At 73.6% G+C, this 14,268-nt stretch carries 12 protein-coding genes; 6 read left to right on the forward strand and 6 right to left on the reverse strand.

Features of this window, described 5'->3' with window-relative positions:
- The first annotated feature begins 99 nt into the window (after positions 1–99).
- Together IH09_RS00005 and IH09_RS00015 are read left to right on the forward strand one after the other, a co-directional pair.
- Entirely contained in the window at positions 100–1,185 is a 1,086-nt protein-coding gene (locus IH09_RS00005) for an XRE family transcriptional regulator (protein WP_318279353.1), read from the forward strand.
- A 581-nt stretch (positions 1,186–1,766) separates the two neighbouring features.
- Positions 1,767–2,234, forward strand: a complete 468-nt coding sequence (locus IH09_RS00015) for a hypothetical protein (RefSeq protein WP_052853109.1) — start codon at positions 1,767–1,769, stop codon at positions 2,232–2,234.
- A gap of 98 nt (positions 2,235–2,332) precedes the next feature.
- On the opposite strand, the gene IH09_RS00020 is transcribed toward IH09_RS00015, so the two are convergent.
- Complete coding sequence (locus tag IH09_RS00020; RefSeq protein ID WP_052853110.1) at positions 2,333–3,763, reverse strand: amino acid permease; 1,431 nt, start codon at positions 3,761–3,763, stop codon at positions 2,333–2,335.
- 238 nt (positions 3,764–4,001) lie between these two features.
- On the opposite strand from IH09_RS00020, the gene IH09_RS00025 reads away from it, so the two are divergent.
- Entirely contained in the window at positions 4,002–4,220 is a 219-nt protein-coding gene (locus IH09_RS00025; RefSeq protein ID WP_052853111.1) for a dodecin, read from the forward strand.
- Between the two features lie 76 nt (positions 4,221–4,296).
- On the opposite strand, the gene IH09_RS00030 is transcribed toward IH09_RS00025, so the two are convergent.
- Entirely contained in the window at positions 4,297–4,758 is a 462-nt protein-coding gene (locus IH09_RS00030; RefSeq protein WP_052853112.1) for a universal stress protein, read from the reverse strand.
- A 108-nt stretch (positions 4,759–4,866) separates the two neighbouring features.
- Positions 4,867–5,568, reverse strand: coding sequence for a PAS domain-containing protein (locus IH09_RS00035; protein WP_110951957.1), 702 nt, complete (start codon positions 5,566–5,568; stop codon positions 4,867–4,869).
- 104 nt (positions 5,569–5,672) lie between these two features.
- Here IH09_RS00035 and IH09_RS00040 point away from each other — a divergent pair, with 104 nt between their 5' ends.
- The gene (locus IH09_RS00040; RefSeq protein WP_052853113.1) at positions 5,673–8,849 is read left to right on the forward strand and encodes a cytochrome P450; all 3,177 of its coding nucleotides are present in this window, start codon (positions 5,673–5,675) and stop codon (positions 8,847–8,849) included.
- 126 nt (positions 8,850–8,975) lie between these two features.
- Positions 8,976–10,154, forward strand: a complete 1,179-nt coding sequence (locus tag IH09_RS00045; protein WP_052853114.1) for an FAD-dependent monooxygenase — start codon at positions 8,976–8,978, stop codon at positions 10,152–10,154.
- Here the strand turns inward: IH09_RS00045 and IH09_RS00050 are convergent.
- A complete protein-coding gene (locus IH09_RS00050; protein WP_110951958.1) occupies positions 10,136–10,762 on the reverse strand; it encodes a DUF2165 domain-containing protein in 627 nt (208 codons plus the stop codon). The genes IH09_RS00045 and IH09_RS00050 overlap by 19 nt on opposite strands.
- 118 nt (positions 10,763–10,880) lie before the next feature.
- On the opposite strand from IH09_RS00050, the gene IH09_RS00055 reads away from it, so the two are divergent.
- Complete coding sequence (locus tag IH09_RS00055; RefSeq protein WP_052853115.1) at positions 10,881–11,915, forward strand: phosphatidylinositol-specific phospholipase C domain-containing protein; 1,035 nt, start codon at positions 10,881–10,883, stop codon at positions 11,913–11,915.
- A gap of 28 nt (positions 11,916–11,943) precedes the next feature.
- Here IH09_RS00055 and IH09_RS00060 read toward each other — a convergent pair whose 3' ends face one another.
- Both IH09_RS00060 and IH09_RS00065 read right to left on the reverse strand, forming a co-directional pair.
- A complete protein-coding gene (locus IH09_RS00060) occupies positions 11,944–12,966 on the reverse strand; it encodes a trypsin-like serine peptidase (RefSeq protein WP_052853116.1) in 1,023 nt (340 codons plus the stop codon).
- A gap of 313 nt (positions 12,967–13,279) precedes the next feature.
- Positions 13,280–14,182 carry a phosphatidylinositol-specific phospholipase C gene (locus tag IH09_RS00065; RefSeq protein WP_052853117.1) on the reverse strand — a complete coding sequence of 301 codons (903 nt, stop codon included), beginning with the start codon at positions 14,180–14,182 and terminating at the stop codon, positions 13,280–13,282.
- Positions 14,183–14,268 lie beyond the last annotated feature (86 nt).

Genomic DNA, 14,268 nt, shown 5'->3' on the forward strand with positions numbered 1-14,268 from the left:
CACCGAACAGATCTGACCAACCATCAGCTATCTCATCCACCACGAAGCAAGCAACGACGACGACCGCATCGAGTCACGGAGTGTCGTTGCAGTACTAGGGTGGCGGATACGAATCGGGAGGACGGTGAGGATCCGGTGCGGCGACGGCAGTTGCTGGCGAACCTCGCGGTCACGGCCGCCGCAGCAGCCGGTGCCCCGCTGACCTCCGGCGGCAAGCCCCCGGTGCACGAAGCCGCGCTCGGCGACGTGCTCATCGGCCGACTCCGCGACGCGATGCTCGGCCTGCACCACGACATCGCCGTCCCGCCGGCCGCCGCACTGCACACCGAGCTCGCGCGCGCCCTCGCCGACTTCCACACCTGCCGCTACGGCAGCCTCGCCGTACGCCTGCCCCGCCTCATCTGCGCGGCCCACGCACGCGCCACGGACGGCGACGGTCTCGAACACGGCGGACTGCTGGCCCGGAGCTACCTGCTGGCCACGCGCATGCTGATCAAGCTCGACGAGCAGCAACTCGGCTGGATGGCCGCCGACCGCGCTCGTCAGACCGCCGATGCGAGCGGTGCCCCCTTGCTGGTCGCCGAAGCCGCCCGTCAACTCGCCGTCCTGGCCCGCAAGGCGGGCTGGCACGGTCAGGCCATGTCCCTCGCTCTCACCGCCGCCGACCACCCCGGCCTGCGCAGTGGCGGACCGGCCTGCGCGGCCGAGCGCGGTCTGCTGATCCAGTCCGCCGCCTACACCGCGGCCCGCGCCGGGGACGCGGACGGGATGCGTGAGCTGACCGACGAGGCCGCCGCCATCGCCGACGAGCTCGGCGGCACCACCTTGCTGCGGGACCACGGCGGCGGCTTCAGCCCCATCACCGTCCAACTCCACCTCGTCTCCGCCGAGAACTCCGCGGGTGATCCCTCCGCCGCGCTCGCCGCAGCCCAGGCGGTGGCGCCGCGGAACCTGCCGAGCACCGAACGCCGGGCCCGCTACTACACCGACATCGCCACGGCATTCGCGCGGTGGAACCGCCGGGACGAGTGCATCCGCGCGCTGTTGGCCGCCGAGCACCATGCCCCCGAGGAGACCCACGCCCGCCCCGCGGTCAAGTCCCTGGTCTCCGGGCTGCTTGTCTCCGGGCGGACCACCACCGAACTCCGCGGGCTCGCTGCCCGTGTCGGCGTCCTCGCCCGATGACTCGCTTGGCGCGTACGGCCGGGACGGCTCGGCATCTTCGCCGTACGCGCCAGACAGGCCCGCGGACCGACTTCCCGGGCCGGACGCAGTCCTTCTGCTCCCCCGGTGGGCTCGCCGTGCCGCATGGGCAGAGGACAGGGGGCCAATCCAGTACCACACCGCCCGCTTCCGCCTCGTGCCGCAACTCGCCAGGGCCCTCAACGTGCCGACCCGCCTCGTGTACAAGCCGGGCTCGGCCCGGATCGAGCTGCCCCGGCCCGCGAGTGCCGGTAAGTCGGTCGGGCGTGTCCCGGCCGATGACGTCATGCTCTCCTGAGTTTGTGGGCGGATCCGCGACCCGCCGCGCACGAGGCGGTCGAACGCTGGATGAAATTGGCGCGAACACGTCAAAAATCTTGAGGAGTCTGCCTTGCTCTCTTCAGGGGTGCGTGTCTCAATGGGCAGCGATTCAGGTCGCTGACCACCCATCAGATCCGGGTGTGGTCGGCACGGGGCCCGAGCCGCGGTCCCCGCGTGGCCGCCTGCCGCACCGTCTCTCCGACGGCCACGAGCCTGTCCCCCCACCAGAAGGCGGAACCCTCATGAAACACGGCAAGCTCGGAATCGGCGCGGCGCTGGGCGTCGGGGTGGCTCTCGCGGGCACCCTCGCGATGGCGCCGGCCGCGGTCGCGGTGACGCCGACCACCGCCACCATCACGTTCGACTGCGGTCTGTACGGCTCCGGTACGGCGACGCTCACGGCGAGCCAGAACGGGACGGCCGCGACCATCAGCCTGTCCACGTCGGCGATCACCGCGCCCATCGACGTCGGGGCGAACTCGGTCAGCTCCAAGCTCACCCTCACCAAGAACGGCTCCGGGACGACAGTGTTCAGCGGCAACTCCAACCCGGCGATCCCGTCCGGCAGCGCGGTCTCTACCGGTCCGCTCACCGGTACGGTCGCCGCGGGCGACAGCCTGACGGCGAAGTCGCTTCAGGTCGTGGTGTTCGGCGTGACGGCCACCTGTAACGCCACCTCCGCGCAGTCCCCGGGCCCGTTCGTGTTCTGACGGCCGGCGGGGCGGCCGAGGTGCGGGGCCGTACGGCCGTACGGCCCCGCACCGCACCGGGCGGGCCCCGGCGCGGCCCGGCCGGGCCCGTACGGCCCTCAGGACCCGTCGCCCTCCCGGTCCGGTCCCGCCAGCTCGGAGCGGCGGTAGGAGTACGTGAAGTAGACGACCAGGCCGATGACGAACCACACGGCGAACCGCACCCAGGTCTGCCACGCCAGGAAGGTGATCAGCCAGAGCGAGAAGACGACGCCGATCGCCGGCACCACCGGCATCCCCGGCGTCCGGAACGTCCGCGGCAGCTCGGGGCGCTTGTAGCGGAGCACGATCACCGAGATACAGACGACCACGAACGCGAGCAGGATGCCGATATTGGTCAGCTCGGCGGCCTCCCCGATCGGCAGGAAGCCCGCGATGGCCGCCGACGCGACGCCGACGATCCAGGTCACCCGGGTCGGGACCTGGTGCCGGACGCTCGTCTTGGCGAACCACTTCGGCAGCAGCCCGTCCCGGCTCATCGAGAAGAAGACCCGGGTCACCCCGAGCATGAACGTGAACATGACGGTCAGAATGCCGATGATCGCGCCGACCGCGATGACATCCGCCAGCCGGTCCAGGCCCACCGACTTGAACGCCGTCGAGAAACCGCTCTCCGGGTTGATGTCCCGGTAGTTCTGCATGCCCGTCAGTACCAGGCAGGCCAGGACGTAGAGCACCATCGAGATCGCCAGCGAATACATGATCGCCTTCGGCATATGGCGCCGGGCGTCCCGGGACTCCTCGGCCGCGGTGCTCATCGCGTCATAGCCGAAGACCGCGAAGAAGACCGTGGCCGCACCGGTGAACGCGCCGCCGACCCCGAACGGGAAGAACGGGTGGTAGTTCCCGGTGTCGACGTGGAAGAAGCCGACGCCGATCACCACCAGCACCACCAGGACCTTCAAGCCCACCACGATCGTCTCGAAGCGCGCGGCGTTCTTGATGCCCAGGGTCAGCAGATAGGCGACCAGGAGACAGAGCGCCGCCGCGAAGAGGTCCACCCGGTGCCCGGGACCGGTTCCCGGCGCGCCCAGCAGCCACGCGGGCAGGTGGAGCCCCATCTCGCCGAGCAGAAAACTGAAGTAGCCGGAGATGCCGATCGCCACCACCGCGACGATCGCGGTGTACTCCAGCAGCAGATCCCAGCCGATGAACCAGCCGGCCAGCTCGCCGAGGACCGCGTACCCGTAGGTGTAGGCCGACCCCGCCTTCGGGATCAGCCCGGCGAATTCGGCGTACGAGAAGGCGGCCGCCGCGCTCGCCACGCCCGCGATGAGGAAGGACAGCAGGACCGCGGGCCCGGCCTTCCCGTTCGCGACCGTACCGGCCAGTGTGAAGATGCCCGCCCCGATGATGCCGCCGACCCCGATGGCCGTCAGCTGCCACAGGCCCAGGACGCGGGTCAGCCGCGGGCCCGAGCCGCCTTCGGTCTCCTCGATGTGCTCGATCGGTTTACGGCGCCATACGCCCTGTCCCGCGCGCAGCCCCATGCGTGATCCCTCCGTACCCTCCGGCGTGGTCCGACGGCGGCTCATCATGGTCCACCGGACGCGTCCGAGGAAGGCGCTGCGCCGGTCCGCGTCGCGCGCGCCGTCGGCCTCCGAGGGCGGGCGGTGGCCCCGGGGCCGCGTCCGGGGGCGGGTTCGCGGGTCGCGCGGGGTGTCGTTGTGAGGCACGGTAGGGAGAAGGGGATGCCCCGGTCGGCCCCACTGACGCAGGAGACCCTGTATGTCGAACCACACGTACCGAGTGACAGAGATCGTCGGAACGTCTGAGGAGAGCGTGGACGATGCGATCCGGCGCGGGGTCAGCCGCGCGACACAGACGCTCAGGGGCCTGGACTGGTTCGAGGTCACACAGGTCCGCGGGCACCTGGTGGACGGCCGTATCGGCCACTATCAGGTCGGGCTGAAGGTCGGTTTCCGGCTGGAGGACGGGAAGTCCTGAGACCGCCGCCGGGTACGGACGCGGGGGCGCGCTCGGGGCGGCGAGCGGTCCCCCCACAGGCGCGGGCCCGGCGCCGTTACGGGACGACGGTCACCGGCCAGCGCCCCGCCTTGACCAGACGGACCGCGACCGACCCCATGATGCGGTGCCCGGCCGACTCCGAGGCGCCGACCACCACCGCGTCGGCCGTCAGCTCGTCGGCCATCTGGACCATGCCGTTGTACGGATCGCCCCGCAGGGTGTGGAACTCCCAGCGCACGTCGTATATCCCCTGGAGTCGCTCCGTCGCCTTGCGGATCTCGGCCATCAGCTCCTCGGCCACCTCGCTGGTCGCGTCCACGACCGGGGCGCCCATCGCCGCACCGGCCGGCAGCACCGGCTGGACGTAGACCAGGACGAGCTTCGACGCCTGGCGCCTGGCCAGGCCGGCCGCGTACGCGGCGGCGCGCCACGACGAGTCCGAGCCGTCGATGCCGACGACGATGACCTTCGGGCCGTCCGTTCCGCGCTCGAAAGGCGCGGGCGAGTTCTGCTCCACACCAGGGAGGTTATCCGTACACACGTGCTGGATGCCTCCCGGGCCGCGCGGGCGTGCGCCGCGGGTGTGCCGCGGGCCGTTCGGCGCGTGCCGCCGGGACGCTCCGGCCTAGGCCGGAGCCGGCGGCCAGCTGTCCGGGGACAGCACGCCCAGTACGTACGCGCGGGCGACCAGCGCGGTGCGGCCCTGCACCCGCCAGCGGCGGGCGAGCCGGGTGAGGTGGTAGTTGACGCCGTCCACCGTCAGGCCGAGCGCGCCGCCGATCGCCGCCGTGGTGGCGCCGCCGGCCGCCAGCGCCAGAATCCGGGCCTCCACGGGGCTCACCGTGGCGGGCGGCGGGGGAGCGGCGTCGCGGACCCGCAGTAACGCCAGCAGCGCGGGCGGCCGTTTCGCCGGGTCGCCGACCGGATCGATCGTCAGCTCCCCTTCCCGTTCGCCGCCGTCGCCCCCGCTCCGCCACCGCACCTCCACCGGATAGCGCGAGCGGTGGCCCAGCCGCAGCGCCTCGGTCAGCCGGTGCAGCTGTGCTCGCGCCCGCGGGCGGAACAGGTCCAGCAGATTGCGGCCGCGCAACTGGCCGGGGACCGTGCCCCACTGCGCGGCCATCGCCGGATTGGCGACCAGCACCTCGCCGTCGGCCCGGCACACCGCGATCGGGGTGGGGATCCGGTCCAGCAGGATCAGGAAGTAGTTGTGCCAGGCGCTGTCCGGCTGCAGGCCGAACCCGTCCAGCGGGCCCCGCGCGGCGGGTGTCCCCGGCACGGTGGGCGCGCCTTCGTCCGCCGTGCCGCCGTCCGCCCCGTCGCGCATGTTCCCTCCCCGGCCCGCCCGCAAGAGCGGACGGTGAAAAACCACTGCACAATCATGCAGTTGCCGCGGCGGGCGGGGCACACCGGGCCGGTCACGCTGGAGACATGACCGACACCATCGCGCTCCCCGCGGACGAACGCGCCGCCGACGGCATACCGGTCGCCGATATCTCGGCGACGGGTCTCACCGCGACCCCCCTCCAGCAGACCATGGACCTCGCCCGGATCCACGGCCCGGTCTTCCGGCGCCGGTTCGGCCACCGCGAGACGCTCTTCGTCTCCTCGCTGGACCTGGTCACCGAGGTCGCCGACGAGCAGCGGTTCGCCAAGGGCGTGCCGGCCGTGCTGGAGTACGTCCGGGAGTTCGCCGGGGACGGGCTGTTCACCGCCTACAACGACGAGCCGAACTGGGCCAGGGCGCACGCGGTCCTGATGCCCGCCTTCGCGCTCGGCTCGATGCGTACGTACCACCCGGCGATGCTGAAGGTCGCCCGCCGGGTCATGGCGAGTTGGGACCGGCGGGCGGCCGACGGCACGGCCCTCGACGTCGCGGACGACATGACCCGGATGACGCTGGACACCATCGGGCTCGCCGGATTCGGCTTCGACTTCGAGTCGTTCGCCCGCGAGAGCGTGCACCCCTTCGTCGAGGCGATGGTGCGCTGTCTCCAAGGGAGCATGAAGAAGTTCAGCCGCGATCCCGACGCCGATCACACGGCGGAGGACGCGGCGTTGCGGGCCGACGCGGACTATCTGGCCTCCGTGGTCGACGAGGTGATCGCCGCCCGGACCGCGAGCGGCGAGACGCACGAGGACGATCTGCTGGGGCTGATGCTCGGCGCCCGCGCGCAGGACGGCGGCGCCGCGGACGGCGGTCCCACCCTCGACCTGGCCAACATCCGCAACCAGGTCATCACCTTTCTGATCGCCGGGCACGAGACCACCTCGGGCGCGCTCTCCTTCGCGCTGTACCACCTGCTCAAGGACCCGGCCGCGCTGCGTATGGCGCAGCGTGAGGCCGACGCGCTGTGGGGCGACACGGCCGACCCCGACCCGTCCTTCGAGGACATCGGCCGGCTGCCGTTCACCCGGCAGGTCCTCAACGAGGCGCTCCGGCTGTGGCCCACGGCCGCCACCTTCAGCCGCCAGGCGCGTGCGGACACCCTGCTCGGCGGCCGCTATCCGGTGCGGGCCGGGCAGTTGGTCTCGGTGCTCACACCGATGCTGCACCGCGATCCGGTCTGGGGCGACAACCCCGAGCTGTTCGACCCGGCCCGGTTCGGCCCGGAGGCCGAGGCGGCCCGCTCGCCGCACGCGTACAAACCGTTCGGCACCGGTGAACGAGCCTGTATCGGGAGGCAGTTCGCGCTGCACGAGGCGACCATGCTGCTCGCGCTGCTGGTGCACCGCTACCGCCTGACCGACCACACCGACTACCGGCTGCGCATCAAGGAGACGCTCACCCTCAAGCCCGAAGGATTCACGCTCACCCTGACCCGGCGCGGCCCCGCGGACCGGGCCGCGGTCCGCGCCGCGCTGGCCGTACTCCCCGGCGCCGCCGCGAGCGCCGACGACACCGCGGACGAAGCCGGTCTGCCGGCCCGTGTCCGGCAGGGCATCGGACTGCTGCTGGTGCACGGCAGCAACTACGGCACCTGCCGCGAGTTCGCCGAGCGGCTCGCCGACGGGGCCGCCGGCCTGGGCTTCGCCGCCGACGTGGCGCCGCTGGACGCGTACGCGGACGGGCTGCCCGCCGACCGGCCCGTCGTCATCGTCGCCGCCTCCTACAACGGGCAGCCCACCGACGACGCGGCCGCCTTCGTGCGTCGGCTGGCCACCGCGCCGGAGGGCGCCGCGGCGGGTGTGCCGTACGCCGTCCTGGGCGTCGGCGACCGCAACTGGGCCGCGACCTACCAGCGGATACCGACCCTGCTGGACGAGCGGCTGGCCGCGCTCGGCGGCGAGCGCCTGCTGCCGCGCGCCGAGGCCGACGCCTCCGGCGATCTCCCCGGCACCGTCAAGGAGTTCGCCGCCGCGCTCCGCACCGAGCTGCTGACCCGCTACGGCGACCCGGAGAGCATCGGCGCGAGCGACCCGGCCGCCGCGGACACCGGCTACACCGTCACCGAGATCAGCGGCGGACCGCTGGACGCGCTCGCCGCCCGCCACGACCTCGTCGCGATGACCGTCACCGAGGCCCGCGACCTCACCGCGCCGCGGTGGCCGCGGCCCAAGCGGTTCCTGCGGATCGCGCTGCCCGACGGCGTGACCTACCGCACCGCCGACCACCTCGCCGTGCTGCCGGTCAACGCGCCGGCCGCCGTCGAGCGGGCCGCCCGCGCCCTCGGGGCCGACCTCGACACCGTCCTCGCGCTGCACACCCGCCGCCCCGGCCGGGACGCCCTCCCGGTGGACCGGCCGCTGACCGTACGCGAACTCCTCACCCACCACCTGGAGCTGGGCGCCCGCCCGGCCCCCGGACAGGTCGCGCTGCTCGCCGCGGCCAACCCCTGCCCGCCGGAGCGCGCGGCCCTGGAAGCCCTCCCCGAGGACGATCCGCGCACCCTGCTCGACCTCGTCGCGGCCCACCCGGCGCTGGCCGGCGCGCTGAGCTGGCCGGTGATCCTGGAACTGCTGCCGCCGCTGCGCATCCGGCACTACTCCCTGTCGTCCTCGCCCGCCACCGACCCCCGGCACGCCGATCTGATGGTCGCGCTGAAGCCCGGCGGCACCGGCTCGGGGTATCTGCACGGGCTGCGGCCCGGTGACACCGTCCTGGCCCGCGTACAGCCCTGCCGTGAGGCGTTCCGGCTCGACCCCGCCGACCCCACCCCGCTGATCATGGTCGCCGCCGGTACCGGTCTCGCGCCCTTCCGCGGCGTCGTCGCCGACCGCCTCGCCGCGGGCCCGAGCGGACCCGCCCGGCTCTACTTCGGCTGCGACGACCCCGACGCCGACTTCCTGCACGCCGCGGAGCTCGCCGCCGCCCAGGAGGCCGGGGCCCTCTCCCTGCACCCCGTCTTCAGCGCCCGCCCCGAGCACGGCCACCGCTACGTCCAGCACCGCATCGCCGCCGAGGCCGACCAGGTGTGGGAGCTGCTGGAAGCCGGTGCGCGGGTCCATGTCTGCGGCGACGGCAGCCGGATGGCACCCGGCGTCCGGGCCGCCTTCCGCGCGCTGCACGGCGAGCGCACCGGCGCCTCGGCGCAGGAGTCCGAGGCATGGCTGCGCGAGCTGACCGCCGCCGGCCGCTATGTCGAGGACGTCTACGCGGCGGGCTGAGGCCGCCCCGGGTTCCGGCGGGCGCGGGACTGGATCTCCGTGCCCGCCGGGGCCAAGGTGGCAGTGCGGCCGACGGGGCCGCACCGCCCGGCGGCGACGCCGGCGGCCGACCGGGGGGGAGACGATATGACCAAAGCCCTGATCATCGGAGGCGGCATAGCGGGGGCGGTGACCGCGATGGCCCTGCACAAGGCGGGCATCGACGCGGAGCTCTTCGAGGCGTACCCCACCGGCGCGGACGACGTCGGCGCCTTCCTCGTCGTCTTCGCCAACGGCCTCGAAGCGCTGCGGGTGATCGACGCGCACGGCCCGGTGGTGGCGGCCTCCTTCCCCGCGCAGCGGGTACGCGTCCTGGACGACCACGGCGAGCAGCTGGGGGAGCGCCCCATCGCGGGCACCGGACAGGGCACCGGCCTCGGCCCGCGCACCCTGCGGCGCGCCACGCTCTACCAGGTGCTGCACGCCGAGGCGGCCCGGCGCGGTATCGCCGTCCGGCACGGCAAGCGGCTGACCGGCGCCGAGACCGTGCACACCGCGCACGGCACCAAGGTGGTGGCGGCGTTCGCCGACGGCAGCCGCGCCGAGGGCGATCTGCTGATCGGCGCGGATGGCGTGCACTCCGTCACCCGCGGTCTCCTCGACCCGGCCGCGCCGCGCCCCCGCTACACCGGCCGGAACACCGTCTGCGGTTACACCCGCGACACCGCCGCGCAGCTCGCCCCGGACACCTACACCATGATCTTCGGCAGGCGGGCGTTCTTCGGCTGCACCCGCGCCCCCGACGGCGAGATCTGGTGGTTCGCGAACGTCCCGGGCACCGAGCGGGACGCCGGTTCGGGGGCCGTCCCCGCCGCCGAATGGCGCCGCCGGACCGCCGCCCTCTTCGCGGACGACGACACCCCGGCCGCCGGTCTGGTCCGCGCCACCGACCGCGTCGTCGCCTCCGGGGCCTACGACCTCGCGACCACCCCCACCTGGTACGACGACACCATGGTCATCCTCGGCGACGCCGCGCACGCGGCCGCGCCCAACGCCGCCCAGGGCGCCTCGATGGCGATCGAGGACGCCCTCGTCCTCGCCATCTGCCTGCGCGACCGGCCGGATCCGCGCAGCGCCTTCGCCGCGTACGAGGAACTGCGCCGGGAGCGGGTGGAGAAGGTCGTCGCGGCCAGCGCGGGGATGGCCGCACTCGCCGCGCCGGGGCCGGGCGGCCGCCCGGCGCGCCCGGCGCCGCCCGAGCGCCGTACGGCGGACGGCAGCGCGGGCGCCGACGACTGGCTGACGGGCTACCGCATCGCGTGGTGAGACGGCGGCTCGGCGGACGGCCCGCCGAGCCGCCGGACCGGGTCCGGCAGGTGGACGACCAGCAGCGCGATCCCGGCGACGGTGAGGTTCCGGGTCGCCGCGTCCAGCCCGTTCCACTGCTTGGACTGCCACATCGCGAACCACTCGCCGCCGACCGCCAGGAACCCCGCCCCGAACAGCAGCAGCACCATCAGCAGCCCGGCGGTGGCCGTCTGCCGGGCCCGGCCGGTGCCGCCGCCGCGCAGGGCGCCGCACCACCGCACGGTGGCCAGGCCCAGCACCACCGCGGCCACCGTCTCCCAGGCGATGACCGCCACATACGCGGCGTCCTGGAGGCCGGGCGAGGTGACGGCCCGCCACATCAGGTGCGGGTCCCGGAACGTGGTGTCCATGGCCAGCACATGGCGGACGAACTCCCGGTTGGTGCCGAAGTCGGTGAGGTTGCCGAAGGCGATCAGCGCCATGGTGAGCGCGACCGTCCCCGTGAGCACCGTCGCCGCGAGCGGCAGCGCCCGGGACGCCTCCCCGGTACTCGTCCGCCCTCCCGGGCGCGGACCGCCGCCTCGTCCGTCCGGCTGCCTGCCCGTCTCCGACTCCTCAACGCCCATGCGCCGTCCCTCTCCTGATCAACTTCGCCGGCAACTCCCGTACGCTGCTGCCCACTCGGCCGGTGCGCGAACCGACGCGGGACCGGGCCGGCCACCGAACCAGGGGAGAGCGGGGCAGATGAGCGGAATACGGAGCGTGGGGACGGTCGCCGTCGCGGCGGCGGCGATGATGGCGGTGACCGCGCCCGCGAGCGCCGAACCGGCCGGTCCGGCCTACGACGCCGCCACCTCGGTGGGCGTCCACAACGCCTACGAGAAGGGCAAGTACCCCTATTTCGCGGACGCGTTGGACTCCGGCGCCGCGCTCGTCGAACTCGACGTCTGGACCAACGGCCTCGGCTCGTCCTGGCGGATATCGCACAGCAACCCGTTCGGGAACAACAGCAACTGCGTGAACGCCTCGACCGCGTCGGAGCTGCGCACCAACAAGCGCGACCAGGGCCTCGGCGGCTGCCTCGCCGATATGAAGGCATGGCACGACGCCCACCCCGGCCACCGCCCCGTCGTCGTCAAGGTCGAGATGAAGGACGGATTCAACGCCAAGGGCGGCCGCGGGCCCGCCGAGTTCGACGCGCTGGTGCGCGGGAAGCTGGGCGACGCGGTCTACGGCCCCGGCGACCTGACCGCGGGGCACGCCACACCGGACGAGGCGGTGCGGGCCGGCGGCTGGCCCACCCGCGACCGGCTCGCCGGCAAGTTCCTGTTCGAGCTGATCCCGGGCACCGTCGAGGAGCACAACCCGTTCGACGACCTGTGGACCGACGTGGAGTACGCCACCCATCTCAAGGAGCTCGCGGCGCGCGGCCGGCTGGCAGGGGCGGCCGCCTTCCCCGCGGTGCACGGCGCGGCCGCCGGCGACCCCCGCGAACGCTACGCCGATCCGGCCCTGCGCCCCTGGTTCGTGGTCTTCGACGGGGACGCGGCGACGTATCTGAACGGCGGTATCGACACCGCCTGGTACGACGCCCGCCACTACCTCCTGATCATGACGGACGCGCAGAAGGTCCCGCCGGTCATCGACGGCACCCGGCCGACCGAGGCCCAGGCGCTGGCCCGGGTCGCCCAACTCGCCGCCGCGCACGCCAGTTTCGTCACCGCCGACTGGTATCCGCTGCCGTCCGTCCTCAAGACCGTGCTGCCGCGCGGCGCCTGAGGGGCGGCCGGCGGGGCGGCGCACCCGGCTACCCGGTGGCGCGCCGGTAGAGCGCGGCGATCTCCGCGCCGAACCGGCTGCTGTAGGACGTGGTGTCGTCGCCGCCCCCGTCCAGTCCGCCGACCACCCCGATCAGCGAACCGGTGCCGGTGGCCCGGTCGAGGTCGGTGAGCATCGGCCCGCCACTGGTCCCGTTCGGGAAACCCGCGCAGGCGAACCGGAGCTGGGTCGGGCTCTGGGCGTCCGCGGTGTGCCGGCAGCCGACCGGCTGCTCCAGATCGTTGGGGTAGCCGGTCAGCTGCGCCGGGCGGCCGGCCGGCGCGTCGAACCGGATCCGTTCGGCGCCGGTGACGTCCTGGATCCGGGGGCGCGCCCCGCCCGCCGCGCGGACCCGGAGGAACGCCACGTCGTAGTCCGGATCGCGGTCGTTGACCCAGCGCGGATCGATCTCGATCCGGGTGGGCACCCACAGGCCGTACGGCACGACGCCGTCGTGGTAGCCGGGCGCGAACACCAGCCGGGTGCGGAAGCCGCCGTCGTGGACGCAGTGCGCGGCGGTGACGACGAGGTCCCCCGCCGGGGAGTCCACCACGCTCGCGGTGCAGTGGTGCGGGGCGTCGCCGTCGTCGCCGGGGGCGAAGAGCGCGCCGATCGGCGGTGCGGCGGCGGTCGGCGTCGCGGTCAGCGGCCGGGACGCCGGCAGCGGGGCGGACGTACCGGCCCGGGACGCAGCCACCGGCGGGCCCGGCCGTTCCGTGTACGGTCCGGCGCGCACCGCGGCGGCGGCCGCGTCACCGTCCGCCGGCCGCGCGGTGTAGGTGCCCCGGACGGTGTCCCCGGACGCCAGGAACTCCTCGGACGCCAGGGTCCGCACCACGAGCAGCACGCCGCCCGTGACCGCCGTCACGAGCGCGAGGGCGAGCACGGTGCGCAGCGGGCGGCCGGCGCGTTCGTGCCAGGGGCCGGCCGGCCCGGTACCGGTCGGCGCCGGGGACCCGGCCGCGTCGCGCCCGTGCTCCATGGGGGCGGGCTCACGCTCGCTCGTATCCACCAGCCGCCGCCCTCGCCGCATCAGCCGGCGCGGGCCCGTCGGACGGCCGGGGGCGGCACCGGAGTCGGATATTCCTTTTATTCTGATGCATTCCGGTGCATAAGGGTTGGCTGGTGACCGGTGCCGCGGCGGAACGGGGGACCGGGGCGCGGGCGCCGGTCCGCCGTCCGGAGCGGTCCCGCGGCCCCGCGCCCCCGGTCACGCACCCGGAAGCCGGCCGGTCCGGCGGCCGCGGTGCGCCCGCCGATGTCACCCGGTCGGCCGATCGCCCGGACGCCCCAATGACCCGGCCGGCCGGGCCCTGGTGTGCTTCCTACGCCGCCAGGTTGTGCCGGATCAGCGTCTCGGCCAGGCCGAACTCGTTGGGGAAGTCCATCGGGACGATGCCAAGGCCCGTCCAGCCGCTCGCCCCCGAACCCGCCAGCAGACTCTTGACCTGAGGGTTGAGCCGGTCGGCGTTGGAGCGGGGCGGCAGCAGGGCCGCGGTGCTGACGTAGTTGACGAACAGCTTGCCGGGCTGCGCGACGGCCTTGCGGAACTGCGCCTCGATCTTCGGGTACTTCCCGAACGGCTCGGTCATGTAGTCGTCCTGGATGTCGAAGAGCTCCGGATCGGCGTACCGGACGCCGCCCAGCCCGTCGGAATCCGCCAGCAGCACCACCTTGCCGCGGGCCTGACCCAGCGTCGGCAGACCGCCCTCCAGCCGGAACAGCGACCGGTAGCCCTTGTCGTCCAGATAGATGTCGAAGATCCGGCGGAACTCCTCGGCGGCGACCTCCGAGTACTCCTGCTTGACCCGCATCAGCACCGTTTCCGACGGGTGCGCCCGCAGGAACGCCCGGCAGGCGTTGAGGACGTCACCGAACATCAACTCCTGGTAGAAGGCCCCGTGGTGGATGGCGAAGACGCTCTCGATGGCCCGGCAGCGGACGTCCAGGAAGCGGATCCCGCTGTTGAGCTGGGCGTCGATGGCGGTGTTCTGACAGGCGACCCAGGGGCCGCCGATCCGGGCGCCGGAGTCATGGGTGCCGGGGATGGACAGTCGCTGTACGGGGGTGGCGTCGCCGAGTCCCGCCATCCAGTCCTGGACGGACAGGACGGTCGGCCCGCGCCCGGTGGCCCCCGCGGTGAACTGCCCGCTCCCGACGCCCGCCAGCACTCCCGCGGCCGACAGCACCGCTGTGCTCCGGAGGAAACTCCGTCGATCCAGCCCCATGGCGCAACCCCTGCCCCTCGTGTCGGCGCGCCGCACGGCTGCCCCGGTGCGAACGCGTGATCGGAGCATCGAACCATACGCACGCC

The sequence above is a fragment of the Streptomyces celluloflavus genome (assembly GCA_000720995.1).
Lineage (GTDB): Bacteria > Actinomycetota > Actinomycetes > Streptomycetales > Streptomycetaceae > Streptomyces > Streptomyces celluloflavus.